We start from the raw sequence: 19,081 nt of genomic DNA on the forward strand, positions 1-19,081 counted from the left end.
AAAAAGTTTCCACATTTATAAACACCTCTTGTGGATACTTTCTATCATATTTTTTTTAAAAAAATCGCCAGTTTCTAATAGGAACTGGCGATTTCTTCTTTATAATTGCTTTCTACTACCATATCGTTCTAAATCAAGACTCGGATTTGCATTTAAATCCCATCCTGCACGATGCCCTTGTTCATAAGCAATCGCTCCTGCCGCACCAATCATAGCAGCATTATCCGTACATAAGTTTAATGGTGGTATAGATAAAGGAATGGATGCCTCGTTAAATTTCTTTGTTAGTTCCTGACGCAATCCCTTATTTGCTGCTACTCCTCCAGCTAATACAACTTGTTTCACATCATACCTTTTTGCAGCCTGAAATGTTTTTTCTGTTAACACTTCAACTACACTAGCTTGAAAACTTGCAGCAACATCCTCTTTTTTCAGTACTTCTCCACGTTGTTTGCTATTATGTAAGCTATTAATGACTGCTGATTTTAAACCACTAAAACTAAAATCAAACGAACCCTCTTCTAGCCATGCACGAGGGAAATCAATTGTCTCCTCTCCAACCTGAGCTAATCTATCTATTTCCGGTCCACCAGGATACGGTAAGTCTAACGTTCTAGCTACTTTATCATAGGCCTCTCCAGCTGCATCATCTCTTGTCTCACCAATAATTTCAAATGAACCATGTTCACGCATTAAAACAAGTTCAGTATGTCCACCAGATACAACCAACGCTAACAATGGAAACGTAAATTCTTGTTCTATTCGATTAGCATAAATATGACCGGCAATATGGTGAACGCCAATTAATGGTTTTTGATTTGCATATGCCAATGCCTTTGCAGCGTTAACACCTACAAGTAAGGCTCCAACAAGTCCTGGACCTTCTGTAACCGCAATTGCATCCATATCACCTATATCCATATTTGCTTGTCTTAGTGTTTCCTCTACCACAATGGTTATTTGTTCTACATGGTGACGAGATGCAATCTCTGGTACAACTCCACCAAAACGTTTGTGACTTTGAATTTGAGAAGCAACAACATTAGCCATTATTTCTTGTCCATTTTTTATGATTGCTGCTGCTGTTTCATCACAACTTGTTTCTATTGCTAAAATAAATTGATCTTTATTCATCCTAAATTCACCCACATTACCATTGCATCTTCATTATTATCGGTATAATAATTTTTTCTGATTCCAGCAGGTTTTAAACCAAACTTCCGATATAATTTCTGTGCAACTAAATTTGACAACCTTACTTCTAAAGATAAACGAACAGATCCAGCTAGAATTGCTTGATTAATGATGTATTGAAATAAGCTACTACCATACCCCAATCCTCGGTACCTAGGAGAAATTGCAATATTTGTTATTTGTGCCTCATCAATAACAATCCATAAACCACAAAATCCAATGATTTGTTTGTCTTTCTCTATAACATAATAATTTGCATAGGAATTCTGTGTTAATTCCTTTTGATAAATGTCCTCTGTCCAAGGAATAGAAAAACTTTCTTTTTCAATTTTTCTAACTTGATCAATATCGTTAATGGTCATTTTACGTATAGATATTTCACTCATTATCCTGTTCCTTTTGCTTTGCTAACCATTTTGCTTCTGCTTCTACAAGGCGCAAATAATTTGGCGTTAATTGATGGATACTTTCTCCCTGACGATTTTTTCCAGAAATTGCTAATAAAGAAGGGCTAGGGATATGGAATTTTTCTATCGGAATAATAGCTTTCTCCTTCAGCATTTCTCTAATCGTTTCCTTATGTAAATCTACATCTGGACTTAAAAAAATAATCGTTTGATCTTCTTTTTTAAGTTGATTAAGCCAATCGGAAAAAAGAATATTCTGTTCCTCTTTTACTAACCTTATCTGACCTAATTCGTCTGATTCATACAATCCTGTATAAACTAAACCTCTACGCGCATCAAAAAATGGACATATTTTATAAGATTGATTTGCTCCGTTTAATGCTAATACTTCAAGGCTAGACACGCCAATTACTGGAATATTCAACGTCCACCCCATCATTTTAGCTGTTGATAGTCCAATTCTTACACCAGTATAAGATCCTGGACCTTTCGCTACTACAATTTTGGTTAAATCTTTTGGATATAATGACGCATCCTTCATGACTTGATCAATAACAGGCATCAATCGTTTGGAATGCTTTGTTTTACTGTTCTCGGTGTATTCGATTTTTGTTTTTTGTATATGATCATCATAAATAGAAACACCTAACGTTTCATTAGAAGTATCAATAGCAAGTATACTCATCGGATTAACTCCTCACAAATCTGTTCAAAATAATGGCCTTTTGGATATAGAGTAATCTTCCGTTCTTCATTTTTTATTATCGTTAATTGTATGTCTAAACGCACATTAGGTAAAAACGGTTTAATAAATTGTGGCCACTCAACAACACTAATTCCATCCCCATTAAAGTATTCATCAAAGCCAATGTCCTCTTCACTTTCTTCTAATCGATACACATCCATATGATACAAAGGTAATTCGCCCATATATTCTTTCACTATGGTAAATGTAGGGCTATTAATCGTTCGTTTCACACCTAATCCAATACCCAATCCTTTTGTAAATGTCGTTTTACCAGCACCGAGTCCACCTTGTAATGTAATAACATCACCAGGACGAAGAAGCACAGCTAACTTTTCAGCAATTCTCATTGTTTCCTCTGTTGTATGTGTTTTTATTTCATATTGTTTCATATCATATTAACTCCTATGCGTATAGCCATCTTTGTTTAAACGAATTACTTCTTCGTTTTCTATTAAAAATACTGAACCGTTTGTAGCTTCATTTGAAGTGACATAGCCTATTTTTGTTATATTTGTATTTGTTAATTTTGCCGCTTCTTTTACCGTTTCCCAATCCTTTGGGGCAACTGAACCAATTAATTCAAAATCTTCTCCACCAGATAACATAAAATATTTTATCTGTTCAGGTTTAAATTGATGTAATGCTTCATGCATTGGTAATTGATCATAATGAATATAAACAGTTAACTGAGAAGCTTCCGCTAATTCATTTGCCTCATTTGATATGCCGTCACTAACATCATTTAATGCAACACGTTTTAGTGATTGTAATTTACGAGCAAATGCTATCCTGGGTGTCGGCTTTTGATGTCTTTCAATCAAATTACTCACTTTTAAATCCAAGTGTTTGTTTTGATTTAATAATAAATGTAATCCAGCACTCGCATCACCCAATGTACCTGTAACAAACAGAACGTCATCTTCTTGCATTGCACTACGATACCTTACTTTATTTTGTTCAACAAAACCTATTATAGTTACGGAAAGAACTAATTCTTTACCAGAAACAGTATCGCCACCAATAAGATCCATTTTATATACGGAGGCAATCTCCTGCATTCCATCATATATGTTTCGTAAATCTTCTTCTGACCAATGATTTGGAACAACAATGGAAATCATGTAATAGGCAGGTAATGCCCCCATTGCAGCCATATCACTTATATTTGCTGCTAGTAAACGATAGCCCACATGATAGGGTGTCATGGTTTGTCTTGAAAAATGAATATTTTCAACAAAGGTATCAACAGCAGTTACTGTATCAAGATATGGTTGACGAAATACAGCAGCATCATCGCCAATTCCTTTAACAATAGTGGGATGTTGATAATTCTTTTGTTTTATTAAATCAATAAATTTAAATTCATCCATTATAATAACCCTCATTCATTCGTTCTAATTCTATCATAGCAAAAATAATTAAATTTCTAAATCTTAAAGTCAAATACTATTACAATTCATAAGCTTTTTATAAAAAATCAAATTCTTTAATTCAAGTAATTAACTGTTTTATTCGGTTCTCTGTCAAATCATTACTTTCAGACATGACCCTAACCCTTATATAGTATAGAGACATTAAAAAGAAATATAACATTAAATAAAGCCTTAGGAATATCCTAAGACTTTTATGTAAAGTATATTTTATTTAAAGTGGCGGTCCGGACGGGACTCGAACCCGCGACCTCCTGCGTGACAGGCAGGCATTCTAACCAACTGAACTACCGGACCAAATTTTTGGTTGCGGGGGTAGGATTTGAACCTACGACCTTCGGGTTATGAGCCCGACGAGCTACCAGACTGCTCCACCCCGCGATAATGTAGATAATAGATTACCTACAATAAATAGTATTAAATTTAATGCCTAGCGACGTCCTACTCTCACAGGGGCAAGGCCCCAACTACCATCGGCGCTGAAGAGCTTAACTACTGTGTTCGGCATGGGAACAGGTGTGACCTCTTCGCTATTGTCACCAGATCTTTTGCTTTTATTCAAGTGCGATATAATAATTTTAATGACACAGAATATTATACCTGTTTTTTTAAAAAAAGCAAGAGGTAAATTAAAATTTATACCTTCAAAACTAGATAAGACAGACAAGTATTCATATCATATATAATCTAGCTACAACTCCCAGCAACTAGCATAACTTCCTTCGCCTTCGTACGATAAGTTAACATCAATTCGCTATGCTCATTGTGTTTCCTTTATCTCCTACGGTTCAGTCCAGTTTGTACGTTGCTAAACGGTCGTTTTCGCTTTTTAAATATAGTTAAGTCCTCGATCGATTAGTATTCGTCAGCTGCACGTGTCACCACGCTTCCACCTCGAACCTATCTACCTCATCGTCTCTGAGGGATCTTACTCTAAAAGATGGGAAGTCTCATCTTGAGGGGGGCTTCATGCTTAGATGCTTTCAGCACTTATCCCTACCACACGTAGCTACCCAGCGATGCTCCTGGCGGAACAACTGGTGCACCAGCGGTGTGTCCATCCCGGTCCTCTCGTACTAAGGACAGCTCCTCTCAAACTTCCAACGCCCACGACGGATAGGGACCGAACTGTCTCACGACGTTCTGAACCCAGCTCGCGTACCGCTTTAATGGGCGAACAGCCCAACCCTTGGGACCGACTACAGCCCCAGGATGCGATGAGCCGACATCGAGGTGCCAAACCTCCCCGTCGATGTGGACTCTTGGGGGAGATAAGCCTGTTATCCCCGGGGTAGCTTTTATCCGTTGAGCGACGGCCCTTCCATTCGGTACCGCCGGATCACTAAGCCCGACTTTCGTCCCTGCTCGACTTGTAGGTCTCGCAGTCAAGCTCCCTTCTGCCTTTACACTCTTCGAATGATTTCCAACCATTCTGAGGGAACCTTTGGGCGCCTCCGTTACTCTTTAGGAGGCGACCGCCCCAGTCAAACTGCCCGCCTGACACTGTCTCCGGACCGGATCACGGTCCTGGGTTAGAAGGTCAACACAGCCAGGGTGGTATCCCACCGGCGCCTCCACGTAAGCTAGCGCTCACGCTTCTACGGCTCCCACCTATCCTGTACAAGCTGTGCCAACATTCAATATCAGGCTACAGTAAAGCTCCACGGGGTCTTTCCGTCCTGTCGCGGGTAATGCGCATCTTCACGCATCGTATAATTTCACCGGGTCTCTCGTTGAGACAGTGCCCAAGTCGTTGCACCTTTCGTGCGGGTCGGAACTTACCCGACAAGGAATTTCGCTACCTTAGGACCGTTATAGTTACGGCCGCCGTTTACTGGGGCTTCGGTTCAATGCTTCGCTCTAAAAGAGCTAACATGTCCCCTTAACCTTCCAGCACCGGGCAGGTGTCAGCCCCTATACGTCGCCTTTCGGCTTTGCAGAGACCTGTGTTTTTGCTAAACAGTCGCTTGGGCCTATTCACTGCGGCTTCTCATGCAAGAAGCACCCCTTCTCCCAAAGTTACGGGGTCATTTTGCCGAGTTCCTTAACGAGAGTTCTCCCGCTCACCTTAGAATTCTCTTCTCGCCTACCTGTGTCGGTTTGCGGTACGGGCACCTGTGACCTCACTAGAGGCTTTTCTTGGCAGTGTGAAATCTGGAACTTCGGTACTAAATTTCCCTCCCCATCACAGCTTGTGCTTATCAGACGGATTTGCCTATCTGACACACTCACTGCTTGGACGTGCCTAACCAGCAGCACGCTTTCCATATCCTTCTGCGTCCCCCCGTTGTTCAAACGGTCACGAGGTGGTACAGGAATATCAACCTGTTGTCCATCGCCTACGCCTTTCGGCCTCGGCTTAGGTCCCGACTAACCCTGAGCGGACGAGCCTTCCTCAGGAAACCTTAGGCTTTCGGTGTAGAAGATTCTCACTTCTATTTCGCTACTCATACCGGCATTCTCACTTCAACGCGCTCCACCAGTCCTCACGGTCTGACTTCACGGCACGTTGAACGCTCTCCTACCATTGTTCGAAGAACAATCCGTAGCTTCGGTGATACGTTTAGCCCCGGTACATTTTCGGCGCAGCGTCACTCGACCAGTGAGCTATTACGCACTCTTTAAATGATGGCTGCTTCTAAGCCAACATCCTGGTTGTCTGTGCAACGCCACATCCTTTTCCACTTAACGTATACTTTGGGACCTTAGCTGACGGTCTGGGCTGTTTCCCTTTCGACTATGAACCTTATCACCCATAGTCTGACTCCCAAGGCTATATGATTGGCATTCGGAGTTTGACTGAATTCGGTAACCCGATGAGGGCCCCTAGTCCAATCAGTGCTCTACCTCCAACATACGCTCCTTGAGGCTAGCCCTAAAGCTATTTCGGAGAGAACCAGCTATCTCCGTGTTCGATTGGCATTTCACCCCTACCCACACCTCATCCCCGCATTTTTCAACATACGTGGGTTCGGGCCTCCAGTCAGTGTTACCTGACCTTCACCCTGGACATGGGTAGATCACACGGTTTCGGGTCTACGACCCTTTACTCTATCGCCCTATTCAGACTCGCTTTCGCTGCGGCTCCACCTATGCGGTTTAACCTTGCAAAGAATCGTAACTCGCCGGTCCATTCTACAAAAGGTACGCCGTCACCCATTAACGGGCTTCGACTACTTGTAGGCACACGGTTTCAGGATCTCTTTCACTCCCCTTCCGGGGTGCTTTTCACCTTTCCCTCACGGTACTGGTTCACTATCGGTCACTAGGGAGTATTTAGCCTTGGGAGATGGTCCTCCCGGATTCCGACGGAATTTCACGTGTTCCGCCGTACTCAGGATCCACTCCGGAGGAAACATACTTTTCATTACAGGGCTGTTACCTTCTTCGGCTGATCTTTCCAGATCGATTCATGTAATATGTTTCTTTGTAACTCCAATGGAGTGTCCTACAACCCCAAAAAGCAAGCTTTTTGGTTTGGGCTAATTCCGTTTCGCTCGCCGCTACTCAGGAAATCGCGTTTGCTTTCTCTTCCTCCGGGTACTGAGATGTTTCAGTTCCCCGGGTCTGCCTCAACATACCTATGTATTTAGTATGCTGTCCTACTCCATTACGAGCAGGGGGTTCCCCCATTCGGAAATTCCCGGATCGTTGCCTACGTACGGCTCCCCGAGACATATCGGTGTTTGTCCCGTCCTTCTTCGGCTCCTAGTGCCAAGGCATCCACCGTGCGCCCTTATTTACTTAACTATTTCTTACAGTAAAAAGACGTTTGGTTCTTACGTTTGATATGATGTCTTGTCATACTCAATCCAGTTCAGACTCCTAATATTGATCAGTCGTCTTCACCTTTTTGATTTCTTATCTAGTTTTCAAGGTACATAATTGAATGGTGGAGCCTAGCGGGATCGAACCGCTGACCTCCTGCGTGCAAAGCAGGCGCTCTCCCAGCTGAGCTAAGGCCCCAAATTAAGAATAGAATGGTGGGCCTGAGTGGACTCGAACCACCGACCTCACGCTTATCAGGCGTGCGCTCTAACCAGCTGAGCTACAGGCCCATCCTATGAATATGCGAGGGTGAAATTAATCTCTCAAAACTGAACCAAACAACCAACATGCTTATACAGCTGAAAAGCTGTTTCCTATTATCCTTAGAAAGGAGGTGATCCAGCCGCACCTTCCGATACGGCTACCTTGTTACGACTTCACCCCAATCATTGGCCCCACCTTCGGCGGCTGGCTCCAAAAAGGTTACCTCACCGACTTCGGGTGTTGCCAACTCTCGTGGTGTGACGGGCGGTGTGTACAAGACCCGGGAACGTATTCACCGCGGCATGCTGATCCGCGATTACTAGCGATTCCGGCTTCATGTAGGCGAGTTGCAGCCTACAATCCGAACTGAGAATGGTTTTATGGGATTTGCTAATGCGTCACCGCTTCGCTGCCCTTTGTACCATCCATTGTAGCACGTGTGTAGCCCAGGTCATAAGGGGCATGATGATTTGACGTCATCCCCACCTTCCTCCGGTTTGTCACCGGCAGTCACCTTAGAGTGCCCAACTTAATGCTGGCAACTAAGATTAAGGGTTGCGCTCGTTGCGGGACTTAACCCAACATCTCACGACACGAGCTGACGACAACCATGCACCACCTGTCACGCTGTCCCCGAAGGGAACGCCCTATCTCTAGGGTTTGCAGCGGATGTCAAGACCTGGTAAGGTTCTTCGCGTTGCTTCGAATTAAACCACATGCTCCACCGCTTGTGCGGGTCCCCGTCAATTCTTTTGAGTTTCAGCCTTGCGGCCGTACTCCCCAGGCGGAGTGCTTAATGCGTTAACTGCAGCACTAAGGGGCGGAAACCCCCTAACACCTAGCACTCATCGTTTACGGCGTGGACTACCAGGGTATCTAATCCTGTTCGCTACCCACGCTTTCGCGCCTCAGCGTCAGTTACAGACCAGAGAGTCGCCTTCGCCACTGGTGTTCCTCCACATATCTACGCATTTCACCGCTACACGTGGAATTCCACTCTCCTCTTCTGCACTCAAGTTCTCCAGTTTCCAATGACCGCTTGTGGTTGAGCCACAAGATTTCACATCAGACTTAAAAAACCGCCTGCGCGCGCTTTACGCCCAATAATTCCGGACAACGCTTGCCCCCTACGTATTACCGCGGCTGCTGGCACGTAGTTAGCCGGGGCTTCCTCGTTAGGTACCGTCAAGGTACCGCCCTATTTGAACGGTACGTGTTCTTCCCTAACAACAGAACTTTACGATCCGAAAACCTTCTTCGTTCACGCGGCGTTGCTCCGTCAGACTTTCGTCCATTGCGGAAGATTCCCTACTGCTGCCTCCCGTAGGAGTCTGGGCCGTGTCTCAGTCCCAGTGTGGCCGATCACCCTCTCAGGTCGGCTACGCATCGTTGCCTTGGTGAGCCATTACCTCACCAACTAGCTAATGCGCCGCGGGCCCATCTGTAAGTGACAGCTAAAAGCCGCCTTTCATCATTGGTTTATGCAAACCAATGTTTTATCCGGTATTAGCCCCGGTTTCCCGGAGTTATCCCAGTCTTACAGGTAGGTTGCCCACGTGTTACTCACCCGTCCGCCGCTCATTCCACAAGCGCACACCCCGAAGGGTGATTGCTTGCTTCCTGCGCTCGACTTGCATGTATTAGGCACGCCGCCAGCGTTCGTCCTGAGCCAAGATCAAACTCTCCATAAAATTGCTTGCACACGGATGTGCTGACATCAACGTTGCAACACGGATGTTGCGAACTTAGTCGACAATCATTGAGTTTGCTTACTCATTACTTGACTAGCATGTTACTTCTTAACATATTGGTTGTTTTGTTCAGTTTTCAAAGATCAAATGTTCACCATCTGTTTGCGACAGCTTTTATATTATATAAAAAACAACTATATTTGTCAACAGGTTTTTTATATTTTTTTGTCGGCTTTTGTCGGTTAATTACTACAAAAATCAGCGACTTAAATAATATATCACCCTTAACAAACAAAGTCAACAACAAATTTTAAAATTAAAGCTCTCGTAAGCATATTAATTACAAGAGCTTTAAAACTAGCTTTAATCACGATTTCGCATTTGCGGAAATAACAATACATCTCTAATGGAAGGAGCGTTAGCTAACAACATTACCAAACGATCAATCCCTATCCCTAAACCACCAGTAGGTGGCAGGCCATATTCTAAAGCTTCCAAGAAATCTTCATCCATTTCATGAGCCTCATCATTACCAAGTTCTTTTTCTTTTACTTGCGCTTCAAAACGTTCTCGTTGATCTACGGGATCATTTAATTCTGAGAAAGCATTCGCATGCTCTCTTCCTACTATAAATAATTCAAACCGATCAGTAAATCTACCATCCTGTTTATTCTTCTTGGCTAACGGAGAAATTGCAACAGGGTGTCCATAAACAAAAGTTGGTTGAATTAACTTTTCCTCTACGCATTGTTCAAAAAACTCATTTACAACATGTCCAAATGTCATAGTTTCTTGAACTTCAATACGATGCTCTTTTGCTAATTTTCTCGCTTCTTCATCGGTCATTTCTTTCCAAAAGTCTACACCTGTATATTCTTTTACCGCATCTACCATATGCACTCTTTTCCATTGCGGGTCCAAATTGACTTCTACTTCTCCGTAAGTAATAGTTGTCGTACCAATTACTTCTTTAGCAATATGCGCAACCATATTTTCTACTAAAGTCATAATATCATGGTAATCTGCATAAGCTTCATATAATTCAAGCATAGTAAATTCAGGATTATGACGAGTAGAAACCCCTTCATTACGGAATACTCGCCCTATTTCATATACTTTTTCCATTCCACCAACAATTAAACGCTTAAGATGTAGTTCAATCGCAATACGCATATATAATGGAATATCCAATGCATTATGATGCGTAATGAAAGGACGAGCTGTGGCACCACCAGCAATCCCATGCATCATTGGTGTTTCCACTTCTAAAAAGCCAGCACCGTCTAAATACCTTCTCATGGACTGAATAATTTTGCTTCGTGTAATGAATGTATCCTTACTCTCTGGATTCGTAATTAAATCAAGATAACGTTGACGATAACGCTGCTCAACATCTTTTAAACCATGAAATTTTTCTGGTAATGGTCGAAGAGACTTTGTTAATACTTGAAAAGTCGTTACTTTAACAGACAATTCACCAACCTTGGTTTTAAAAACTGTACCTGTTACACCAACAATATCTCCAAGATCAGCAGCTTTAAATAATTCGTAAGCTTCTTCTCCAATCATATCTTTTCTTACATATAACTGAATTTGACCACTTAAATCTTGTATATGTGAAAATCCCGCTTTTCCTTTTCCACGCTTTGTCATAATTCGGCCAGCTATTGTTACTTCTACTGCCTTTTCTTCTAATTCTTCTTTTGAAAACGTCTCATACGTTTCTTTTAGATCAGAAGATAAATGGGTACGTTCAAATTTATCGCCGAATGGATCGACACCTTTTTGACGAAGCACCTCTAATTTATCGCGCCGCACACGCATATGTTCATTTAGTTCCTCTGACATCTTTTTCACTCCCATGATCTAATTTTTATGCAACAATATATTAATTTTTCTTACCTTAAGTAGAAATGTTAATAACAAAACTTATTTTATACTAACATACCACTAAATAAGTTTTCTTACAAAGGACGAAATAATCTGGTTTTTAGCTTATTAATCTCTTCTCTCATCCCCATTAATCGGAAACTTCCATTTAACTACACCTTTCTTTTCTCCCATTGGTATGTTGGATAATGCGTTCGAAACTTTCTTTTGTAGAGATGGAATGTAAGCACTAGGAGCTATTTCATACAATGGAACTAAAACAAATGCTCTCTCATGCATTCTTGGATGTGGAATAACTAGATACTCTGTCTTCATATTTTCTTGATTATACAATAAAATGTCAAGATCTATTGTACGAGGACCCCACCTTTTTATTCTTTTTCGCCCTAATTTCTGTTCTATTTTTTGACAAGCTTTTAATAAATCAGTTGGAGAAAACTTTGTTTCTATTTCTATAACCATGTTTAAAAAGTTTGACTGATCCGTATATCCAACTGGGATTGTCTCATAAATAGATGATACAGATCTTATACAAATAGCTTCTTCTTGCCTAAGTGCTTCGATTGCCTGGTTTAAATAATAATCACGCGGTGGAATATTAGAACCAAGCGCTATATAGCAACTATTCATTTTTCTCGACTCCTGTATATTTCAACTGCAACTGCTTGATAATGACCTGGGATAGGGGGATCTGGCTTATCGACCTTGATACGACAGGTATGTAATTTGGGGAAATCGTTTAATAATTTAGTTGCTATAGCTTCTGCCACTGCTTCTAACAATTTAAACGGTCTTCCTTCAACAATTTCTTTTGTTGCCTGATAAACAGCACCATAATTAATAGTATCCTCCATATTATCCGAAAGACCAGCTGAATGTAAATCTAGTTCTAATTCTAAATCTACATAAAAACGTTGTCCTAGTTTGTTTTCTTCTGGAAATAAACCATGATAACCATAAAACGCACACTTATGTAAATATATCTTATCCATTCTCTGCTTCCCCTTTCTTAACCATTACATCCATCATTTTTGCCATTCGTGCATTCATACTTACATGATGGACTCGAACAAAATCTACTCCTTTAGTTATCCCAAAACAAGTCGTAGCTCCTGTTGCCTCATCTCGTTGGTCTACTGGTAAATCTGTTACTTTTGCTATCACTGATTTTCGAGACGTACCTAATAAAACTGGATAACCTAAAGCAACGATTTGATCCAGAGATCGTATTGCTAATAAATTTTGATCCAACGTCTTTGCAAAGCCAATACCTGGGTCTAATATAATTTTCTCAGATGACACCCCAAATTGATGAGCAATTGCTATACTTTCTCTTAAGTCAGCTTTCATATCTTCAAGGAAATGATTATAGTTACGATCTAAACGATTATGCATTAATATAATTGGTGTATCATATTCAGCAGCGATTCCCGCAATACGCTGGTCGTACTTTGCTCCCCATACATCATTTATGATATCGGCACCAGCTTCTATTGCCCGCTTTGCTGTTTCTGCTTTGAAAGTATCAATAGAAATTGGTACAGATACAGCGTCTCTAACTGCTTTTATGACTGGCACTACTCTTGTAATTTCCTCTTCAACCGAAACTGGTGTATGACCTGGACGAGTTGATTCACCGCCAATATCAATAATATCTGCACCATCCTGTACCATTTTCACCGCCTGCTTAACCGCCTTATCTAAGCTATTATATTCTCCCCCGTCCGAAAACGAATCAGGCGTCACATTTAAAATCCCCATAATCATTGTTTTTTGATTTAAATCAAGTGTTCCATGTTTTGTTTTAATTAATCGATTCATCAATTTTTCACCTGTTTTTCTATTTGATTCTATCATCTACTTAACTAATTAAACATCTTATTTATTTTATAACAAAAAAGCAACCCCCTTTTACGGAAGTTGCTATATAGTAATCAGAGCTTATACATCGTCAAATTGATATAATGGTGTTGATAGATAACGTTCTCCGTTACTTGGTATAATTGCTAACACCTTCTTACCTTTTCCGAGTTTCTTTGCAACCTGTTTTGCTGCATAAATCGCTGCACCGGAAGAAACACCACCTAACAATCCCTCTTTTTTAGCCGCTTCACGTGCCAATGCATATGCATTATCATTGCTAACTGTAATAACTTGATCATAGATAGCTGTATTTAGCACTTCTGGAATAAACCCTGCACCAATTCCTTGAATTTTATGCGGACCTGGTTCACCGCCAGATAAAATCGCAGATCCCTCAGGCTCAACTGCATAGATCATAATGTCTTTATACGTTTGTTTTAGTACTTTTCCAGCACCCGTAATCGTACCACCTGTACCAATACCAGCAACAAATGCATCCAGTTGATCTCCCATTTGTTCTACAATCTCCACGCCTGTTGTTTGTTCATGAACAGAAGGATTTGCCTCATTCTGAAACTGTTGTGGCATAAAATAACCATGTGCATCTTGCAATTCCTCTGCCTTTTTTATTGCCCCTTTCATACCTTCTGCTCCCGGCGTTAAAACTAGCTCCGCACCGTATGCACGAAGGAGATTGCGTCGCTCTAAACTCATGGTATCTGGCATAACTAAAATAGCTCGGTATCCTTTAATCGCAGCTACCATCGCCAGCCCTATCCCTGTGTTTCCACTCGTAGGCTCAATAATCGTATCTCCAGCATTCAGACTACCACTTTCTTCTGCGGCTTCAATCATTGCTAAGGCAATACGATCTTTAACTGAGCTACCCGGATTCATAAATTCTAACTTTACATAAATGTCTGCTTCATCATCAGCTGTTATCCGATTCAACTTTACAATAGGGGTGTTACCAATCAACTCCGCAATAGATTGCGCTATTTTCATTTTTACCACTCCTAATTCCGAGTAATCTTATTAGTTTAGTATTACTGTATGCAATATCTATAGAATTGTCAACTATTTTCAATTAATAAACAGAACTATTATTCATATATCCAATCTATTTCTAACTTATTCCACAGCTGCGAAGCATCAGGATACGTGCTAACTTTTTCTAAAGCAAGCTCTCTTCTTAAATGAGCTTGAAGTTGTTCGTAACTAAGATTGACTTCCGGTAAAAAACGGTGCAAATAAATGATCGCTATTCCCTCTGTTGTTTGAAAAGGTTTACTATACATGTATTCTTCTAATTGTTGTGATTGTTCATAATACTCTATTGGTAAAAAGCTACTGTTCTTTGTATAAAAACCTAAGTAACCCCCGCCACTTTTTGTTGCTTCATCCATTGTATATTCTCGAGCTAAAGACGAAAAAGAAGCACCAGCATCAAGCTCATTCGTAATTTTTTCTGCTGTATCCTTATCTTCAACTACGATATGCGAAAGCTGGATAGTTGGAGAAAAACGATACTGATCACTATATTGTTGATAGTAAGATCTAATTTCTTGTTCAGAAACTTGTACATCTTTTGTAACAAGTTCTTCTAAATATAACCGTTCAGTAATTTCTTTAGTCCATTCCGCTTCTTTCTCCTGAATGGCTTTTTTCGTTAAAACACCTTCCATAGTAGAGAGCGCTGATAACTCTAAATCCAATACCCCTTCATTGATCGAGAGGTTCTCTTGAGCTGCTAGCTGTTCAATGACATGTGTATTTATCATCTGTTGTAATGCTTTTTTTCCATATTGTTTTTCTAAGTAAGCTAACCATTCTTGGTATGTTATTTTCTCATCGTTCACATCAGCTACTGCTTTACGTGGATCTAACTCTACAGAAAAATCTATCATCTCACTTCTTTTATTCCACAGCCACATGCCTAAGGTAATTACATTCGTAAATAAAAGCATAAATATAATACCCAATACTAGCTTACGCCTCATAAACTCTCCCCTTATGATTGTTTTAATTCGTTTAACTCATCCTCTGTTAGTGTATAGACTTCATTACAAAAATGACAGGTCGCTTCTGCACCATGATCTTCTTCTATCATCTTATTTATTTCTTCATTCCCTAAACCTCTAATAGCATTTTTAATACGATCGATGGAACAGGAACATGAAAAAGCGACCGGAAGTGTTTCATGAATCTGTACATTAGCTTCACCGAATACCAGTGTTAAAATCTGTTGTGGTGTATTTCCTTCTCTTATTAAGGTAGAAATAGGAGGTATAGTCGCAATCCGTTTTTCAATTTGTGCAATCGTTTCATCTGTTGCACCAGGCATAACCTGAAGGATAAAACCACCTGCGGCAAGTATGGTATGATCTGGATTAACTAATACACCAGCACCGACTGCAGAAGGAACTTGTTCTGAGTTTGCAAAATAATAAGTAAAATCTTCACCTATTTCTCCAGAAACAATAGGCACTTGACCTGTAAAATGTTCCTTAAGTCCTAAATCTTTTACAACACTTAAACTTCCTGATGTACCTACTGCACGAGCAACATCTAATTTACCATTACTATTTAGCTCGAAATCAACATGTGGGTTGGTAATATAACCTCGCACTTCTCCTTTGGCATTAGCATCAGCTACAATAGGTCCAGTTGGTCCAGTTCCTTCTACTTTTACGGTCAATTTATCATTTCCCTTAAGCATAGCCCCCATCATCGTTGTGACAGTGATTGTTCTACCAAGTGCCGCAGAAGCTGTAGCCCATGTATCGTGTCTTCTCCTCGCTTCTTCTACGGTTTCAGTCGATTCTATTGCATAAGCTCTAATTGTCCCGCTAAAAGCTGTTGCTTTAATTAAATAATCTTTCATTTTATAGATGCTCCTTTTGTTTTATTTTTTTATATATTGTATATAATCCTTTTAAAGTAAGTGCTGGATCTACCACTTCAATCGTACTAGATTCGTCTGACATTAAAGTAGCTAATCCGCCAGTGGCAATTACGGTAGGTTTCTTTGGACTGACCTTTTTAAATCTACGAACAATTTCGTCGACTTGACCTACGTAACCAAAATAAATCCCTGACTGCATTGCCTCTACTGTTGAGAGGCCAATAATTTGATTTGGATGCGTTATTTCAACCTTTGGTAATTTAGCAGCGTTTGTATACAATGCTTCTAAAGATATATTAATACCTGGCGCAATTGCTCCACCCATATATTCACCTTGTTCATTAACATAACAATAAGTGGTTGCTGTTCCAAAATCAATAATAATCAAGGGTGCTCCATATTCCTCAATTGCCCCTATAGCATTAACTATTCTGTCAGCTCCTAATTCCTTTGGATTAGGATATTTTATTTTTAACAAAGATGCCATCGACTGTTCACCAACAATGATTGGCTTTTGTTTAAAATATTTTTCAGACATACTATCTAGCGCATACATAATTGGTGGAACAACAGAAGAAATAATTACACCCTGGATATCAGCAAAAGATAATGCCTCATGTTGAAAGAACGACTTAATTAACATCGCAAATTCATCTTCTGTTTTATCTCTGTCCGTCTTGATTCGCCATTGATACTTTAATGCATTGTCCTTAAAGATACCTAAAACGGTATTGGTATTACCAACATCTAATACAAATATCATCTCAATCACCAACTCTATATTGATTTAAAATCGCCTTGTCATCAAGGTCTTATTTTTGACTAATTTTACTGTTTCTTATCGAATAATTCAAACTTGATTTACTTATATCTCTGCTTTTATACCATAAGAAAAAAGGAAGGTGACGCGAACACCTTCCTTTTGAACTTATTATTCTTTTTTGTCTGAATCAGTTTCTTCTTGGTTCAGTTCGCTATCTGATTCAGTAGTTGTTTCATCAGATGTTTTTGATTGAATGTTTACTTTTACATCTTGATTACTTGATGTATCAGTTTCTACTGATGGCTCTTTACCATCTTGTTCAGAAACGACCGGATCAGGTAATACACCATCTTCAAATAAAGACTTAATTTGTGAAGCATCTAAAGTTTCTATCTCCAACAATGTTTGAGCAACTATTTCTAACTTATCTTTATTTTCTGTAAGAATATCTTTGGCCCTTGTATAACATTGATTAATAAAGTTTTGAATTTCTTGATCAATTTCATATGCAATCGCATCACTATAATTGGATTCATTTTGCATGTCTCGACCAAGGAATACTTGACCACCTGAGCTACCAAATTGAAGCGGTCCAATTTTATCACTCATCCCATATTCAGTAACCATTTTACGAGCTATATTTGTTGCTCTTTCAAAGTCATTATGAGCACCAGTACTTACTTCACCAAAAATGACTTCCTCAGCGACACGGCCACCAAGTAATCCGGTAATCTTATCTAAGAGTTCTGGTTTTGTCATAAAGTAACGATCTTCTTTAGGCAACATAACAGCATAGCCACCAGCTTGCCCACGAGGTACAATCGTAACCTTATGTACCATATCAGCATCATCTAGTACCATACCGATAATTGTATGTCCACTTTCATGATATGCAACAATATTTTTTTCTTTTTCAGAAATAACACGGCTTTTTTTAGCTGGACCAGCGATTACGCGATCAATAGCCTCATCCACATCGACCATTTCGATCTTCTCTTTATCGCCTCTAGCCGCAACTAAAGCAGCTTCATTTAACAGATTTTCTAAATCGGCACCCGAAAAACCAGGGGTACGCATCGCAATTGTTTTCAATGAAACATCTTCAGCAAGTGGTTTATCACGTGCATGCACTTTCAATACATCTTCACGCCCGCGTAAATCTGGACGATCAACAGTAATTTGACGGTCAAAACGACCAGGTCTTAACAATGCAGGGTCTAAAATATCTGGACGGTTCGTTGCAGCAATAATAATAATTCCTTCATTCTCACCAAAGCCATCCATTTCAACTAACAATTGATTTAGTGTTTGTTCACGTTCATCATGTCCGCCACCTACACCAGCTCCACGTTGACGTCCAACAGCATCAATTTCATCAATAAAAATAATACATGGCGCGTTTTTCTTCGCATTTTCAAACAAGTCACGTACACGCGAAGCACCAACACCAACAAACATTTCAACGAAATCAGAACCACTTATAGAGAAGAATGGCACACCAGCTTCACCAGCAACCGCTCGTGCCAGCAATGTTTTACCTGTTCCTGGTGGTCCAACTAACAACACACCTTTAGGAATCTTTGCACCAATTGCTGAGAATTTTCGTGGATCTTTTAAGAAATCAACGACCTCTACAAGTTCTTGTTTCTCTTCATCAGCACCGGCAACATCTTTAAATCTTACTTTTTTCTTATCTTCACTATACATTTTCGCCTTACTCTTACCAAAGTTCATCACACGACTTCCGCCGCCTTGTGCTTGGTTAAGCAAGAAGAAAAATAAAATAAATATAATCACAAACGGAATTAATGAAGTTAATATCGTTAACCACGCATTCGGTTGTTCTTCTTCATCCCAAGTTAAAATCCCTTGTTCTTCACCCTGCTTTGTAATTTCAGCAACAATTTCAGGGTTATCTGGTAGATTAGTAACAAATGACGTATCCTCTTCATCTGCTAATTCCCCAGTAATTCGCATGACACCATTAGAAGGCCTCATTTTCATTTCAGCAATATTACCTTTATCAAACTGTTCCATAAATTCACTTACATTATACTCTTTTTGTTGATTATTTTGCCCAGTAAATACTCCCATAACGGAGATCACCACGATAAATATAACAAAATAAAAAATCACATTACGTACGATTCGATTCATT

14 protein-coding genes, 4 tRNA genes and 3 rRNA genes are annotated in these 19,081 nt (G+C 40.1%); all 21 read right to left on the reverse strand.

The window, feature by feature from the left end:
• Positions 1–99: 99 nt before the first annotated feature.
• The 21 genes from tsaD to ftsH all read right to left on the reverse strand — a co-directional run bounded on the left by tsaD (position 100) and on the right by ftsH (position 19,080).
• Entirely contained in the window at positions 100–1,134 is a 1,035-nt protein-coding gene (tsaD, locus tag BN1058_RS08425) for a tRNA (adenosine(37)-N6)-threonylcarbamoyltransferase complex transferase subunit TsaD (RefSeq protein ID WP_090855609.1), read from the reverse strand.
• The gene (gene rimI, locus BN1058_RS08430) at positions 1,131–1,580 is read right to left on the reverse strand and encodes a ribosomal protein S18-alanine N-acetyltransferase (RefSeq protein WP_090855612.1); all 450 of its coding nucleotides are present in this window, start codon (positions 1,578–1,580) and stop codon (positions 1,131–1,133) included. Before rimI ends, tsaD begins: the two co-directional genes overlap by 4 nt.
• Positions 1,573–2,286 (reverse strand): tRNA (adenosine(37)-N6)-threonylcarbamoyltransferase complex dimerization subunit type 1 TsaB, encoded by a 714-nt coding sequence (tsaB, locus tag BN1058_RS08435; protein ID WP_090855616.1) that lies wholly within the window; start codon positions 2,284–2,286, stop codon positions 1,573–1,575. The genes rimI and tsaB overlap by 8 nt, the downstream gene beginning before the upstream one ends.
• Complete coding sequence (gene tsaE, locus BN1058_RS08440; protein WP_090855619.1) at positions 2,283–2,738, reverse strand: tRNA (adenosine(37)-N6)-threonylcarbamoyltransferase complex ATPase subunit type 1 TsaE; 456 nt, start codon at positions 2,736–2,738, stop codon at positions 2,283–2,285. The genes tsaB and tsaE overlap by 4 nt, the downstream gene beginning before the upstream one ends.
• Positions 2,739–2,744: 6 nt before the next feature.
• Positions 2,745–3,719 (reverse strand): thiamine-phosphate kinase, encoded by a 975-nt coding sequence (gene thiL / locus BN1058_RS08445; RefSeq protein ID WP_090855622.1) that lies wholly within the window; start codon positions 3,717–3,719, stop codon positions 2,745–2,747.
• Positions 3,720–3,999: 280 nt separating this feature from the next.
• A tRNA-Asp gene (locus tag BN1058_RS08450) sits at positions 4,000–4,076 on the reverse strand.
• Positions 4,077–4,083: 7 nt separating this feature from the next.
• Positions 4,084–4,160: transfer RNA gene (locus tag BN1058_RS08455), tRNA-Met, on the reverse strand.
• Positions 4,161–4,207: 47 nt separating this feature from the next.
• Positions 4,208–4,323: ribosomal RNA gene (gene rrf / locus BN1058_RS08460) — 5S ribosomal RNA — on the reverse strand.
• Between the two features lie 291 nt (positions 4,324–4,614).
• Positions 4,615–7,529 (reverse strand): 23S ribosomal RNA (locus BN1058_RS08465).
• Positions 7,530–7,669: 140 nt separating this feature from the next.
• Positions 7,670–7,745 (reverse strand) — tRNA-Ala (locus tag BN1058_RS08470).
• A gap of 15 nt (positions 7,746–7,760) precedes the next feature.
• Positions 7,761–7,837: transfer RNA gene (locus BN1058_RS08475), tRNA-Ile, on the reverse strand.
• Between the two features lie 97 nt (positions 7,838–7,934).
• Positions 7,935–9,502 (reverse strand): 16S ribosomal RNA (locus BN1058_RS08480).
• Together the 16S, 23S and 5S rRNA genes with 4 tRNA genes alongside form the textbook arrangement of a ribosomal RNA operon.
• A gap of 363 nt (positions 9,503–9,865) precedes the next feature.
• Complete coding sequence (gene lysS / locus BN1058_RS08485; protein WP_090855624.1) at positions 9,866–11,350, reverse strand: lysine--tRNA ligase; 1,485 nt, start codon at positions 11,348–11,350, stop codon at positions 9,866–9,868.
• Between the two features lie 150 nt (positions 11,351–11,500).
• Entirely contained in the window at positions 11,501–12,022 is a 522-nt protein-coding gene (folK, locus tag BN1058_RS08490; RefSeq protein ID WP_090855626.1) for a 2-amino-4-hydroxy-6-hydroxymethyldihydropteridine diphosphokinase, read from the reverse strand.
• Complete coding sequence (gene folB, locus BN1058_RS08495) at positions 12,019–12,384, reverse strand: dihydroneopterin aldolase (RefSeq protein WP_090855629.1); 366 nt, start codon at positions 12,382–12,384, stop codon at positions 12,019–12,021. The genes folK and folB overlap by 4 nt, the downstream gene beginning before the upstream one ends.
• Entirely contained in the window at positions 12,377–13,213 is an 837-nt protein-coding gene (gene folP, locus BN1058_RS08500; protein ID WP_090855632.1) for a dihydropteroate synthase, read from the reverse strand. The genes folB and folP overlap by 8 nt, the downstream gene beginning before the upstream one ends.
• A gap of 120 nt (positions 13,214–13,333) precedes the next feature.
• Positions 13,334–14,260 carry a cysteine synthase A gene (gene cysK / locus BN1058_RS08505; RefSeq protein WP_090855635.1) on the reverse strand — a complete coding sequence of 309 codons (927 nt, stop codon included), beginning with the start codon at positions 14,258–14,260 and terminating at the stop codon, positions 13,334–13,336.
• A gap of 98 nt (positions 14,261–14,358) precedes the next feature.
• A complete protein-coding gene (locus BN1058_RS08510; protein ID WP_090855638.1) occupies positions 14,359–15,255 on the reverse strand; it encodes a peptidylprolyl isomerase in 897 nt (298 codons plus the stop codon).
• 11 nt (positions 15,256–15,266) lie between these two features.
• The gene (hslO, locus tag BN1058_RS08515; RefSeq protein ID WP_090855640.1) at positions 15,267–16,139 is read right to left on the reverse strand and encodes an Hsp33 family molecular chaperone HslO; all 873 of its coding nucleotides are present in this window, start codon (positions 16,137–16,139) and stop codon (positions 15,267–15,269) included.
• A 1-nt stretch (position 16,140) separates the two neighbouring features.
• Positions 16,141–16,923 (reverse strand): type III pantothenate kinase, encoded by a 783-nt coding sequence (locus BN1058_RS08520; protein WP_090855643.1) that lies wholly within the window; start codon positions 16,921–16,923, stop codon positions 16,141–16,143.
• 168 nt (positions 16,924–17,091) lie between these two features.
• The gene (gene ftsH / locus BN1058_RS08525; protein ID WP_090855646.1) at positions 17,092–19,080 is read right to left on the reverse strand and encodes an ATP-dependent zinc metalloprotease FtsH; all 1,989 of its coding nucleotides are present in this window, start codon (positions 19,078–19,080) and stop codon (positions 17,092–17,094) included.
• Position 19,081 lies beyond the last annotated feature (1 nt).

Source organism: Paraliobacillus sp. PM-2 (assembly GCF_001368815.1).
Classification (GTDB): Bacteria; Bacillota; Bacilli; order Bacillales; family Amphibacillaceae; genus Paraliobacillus.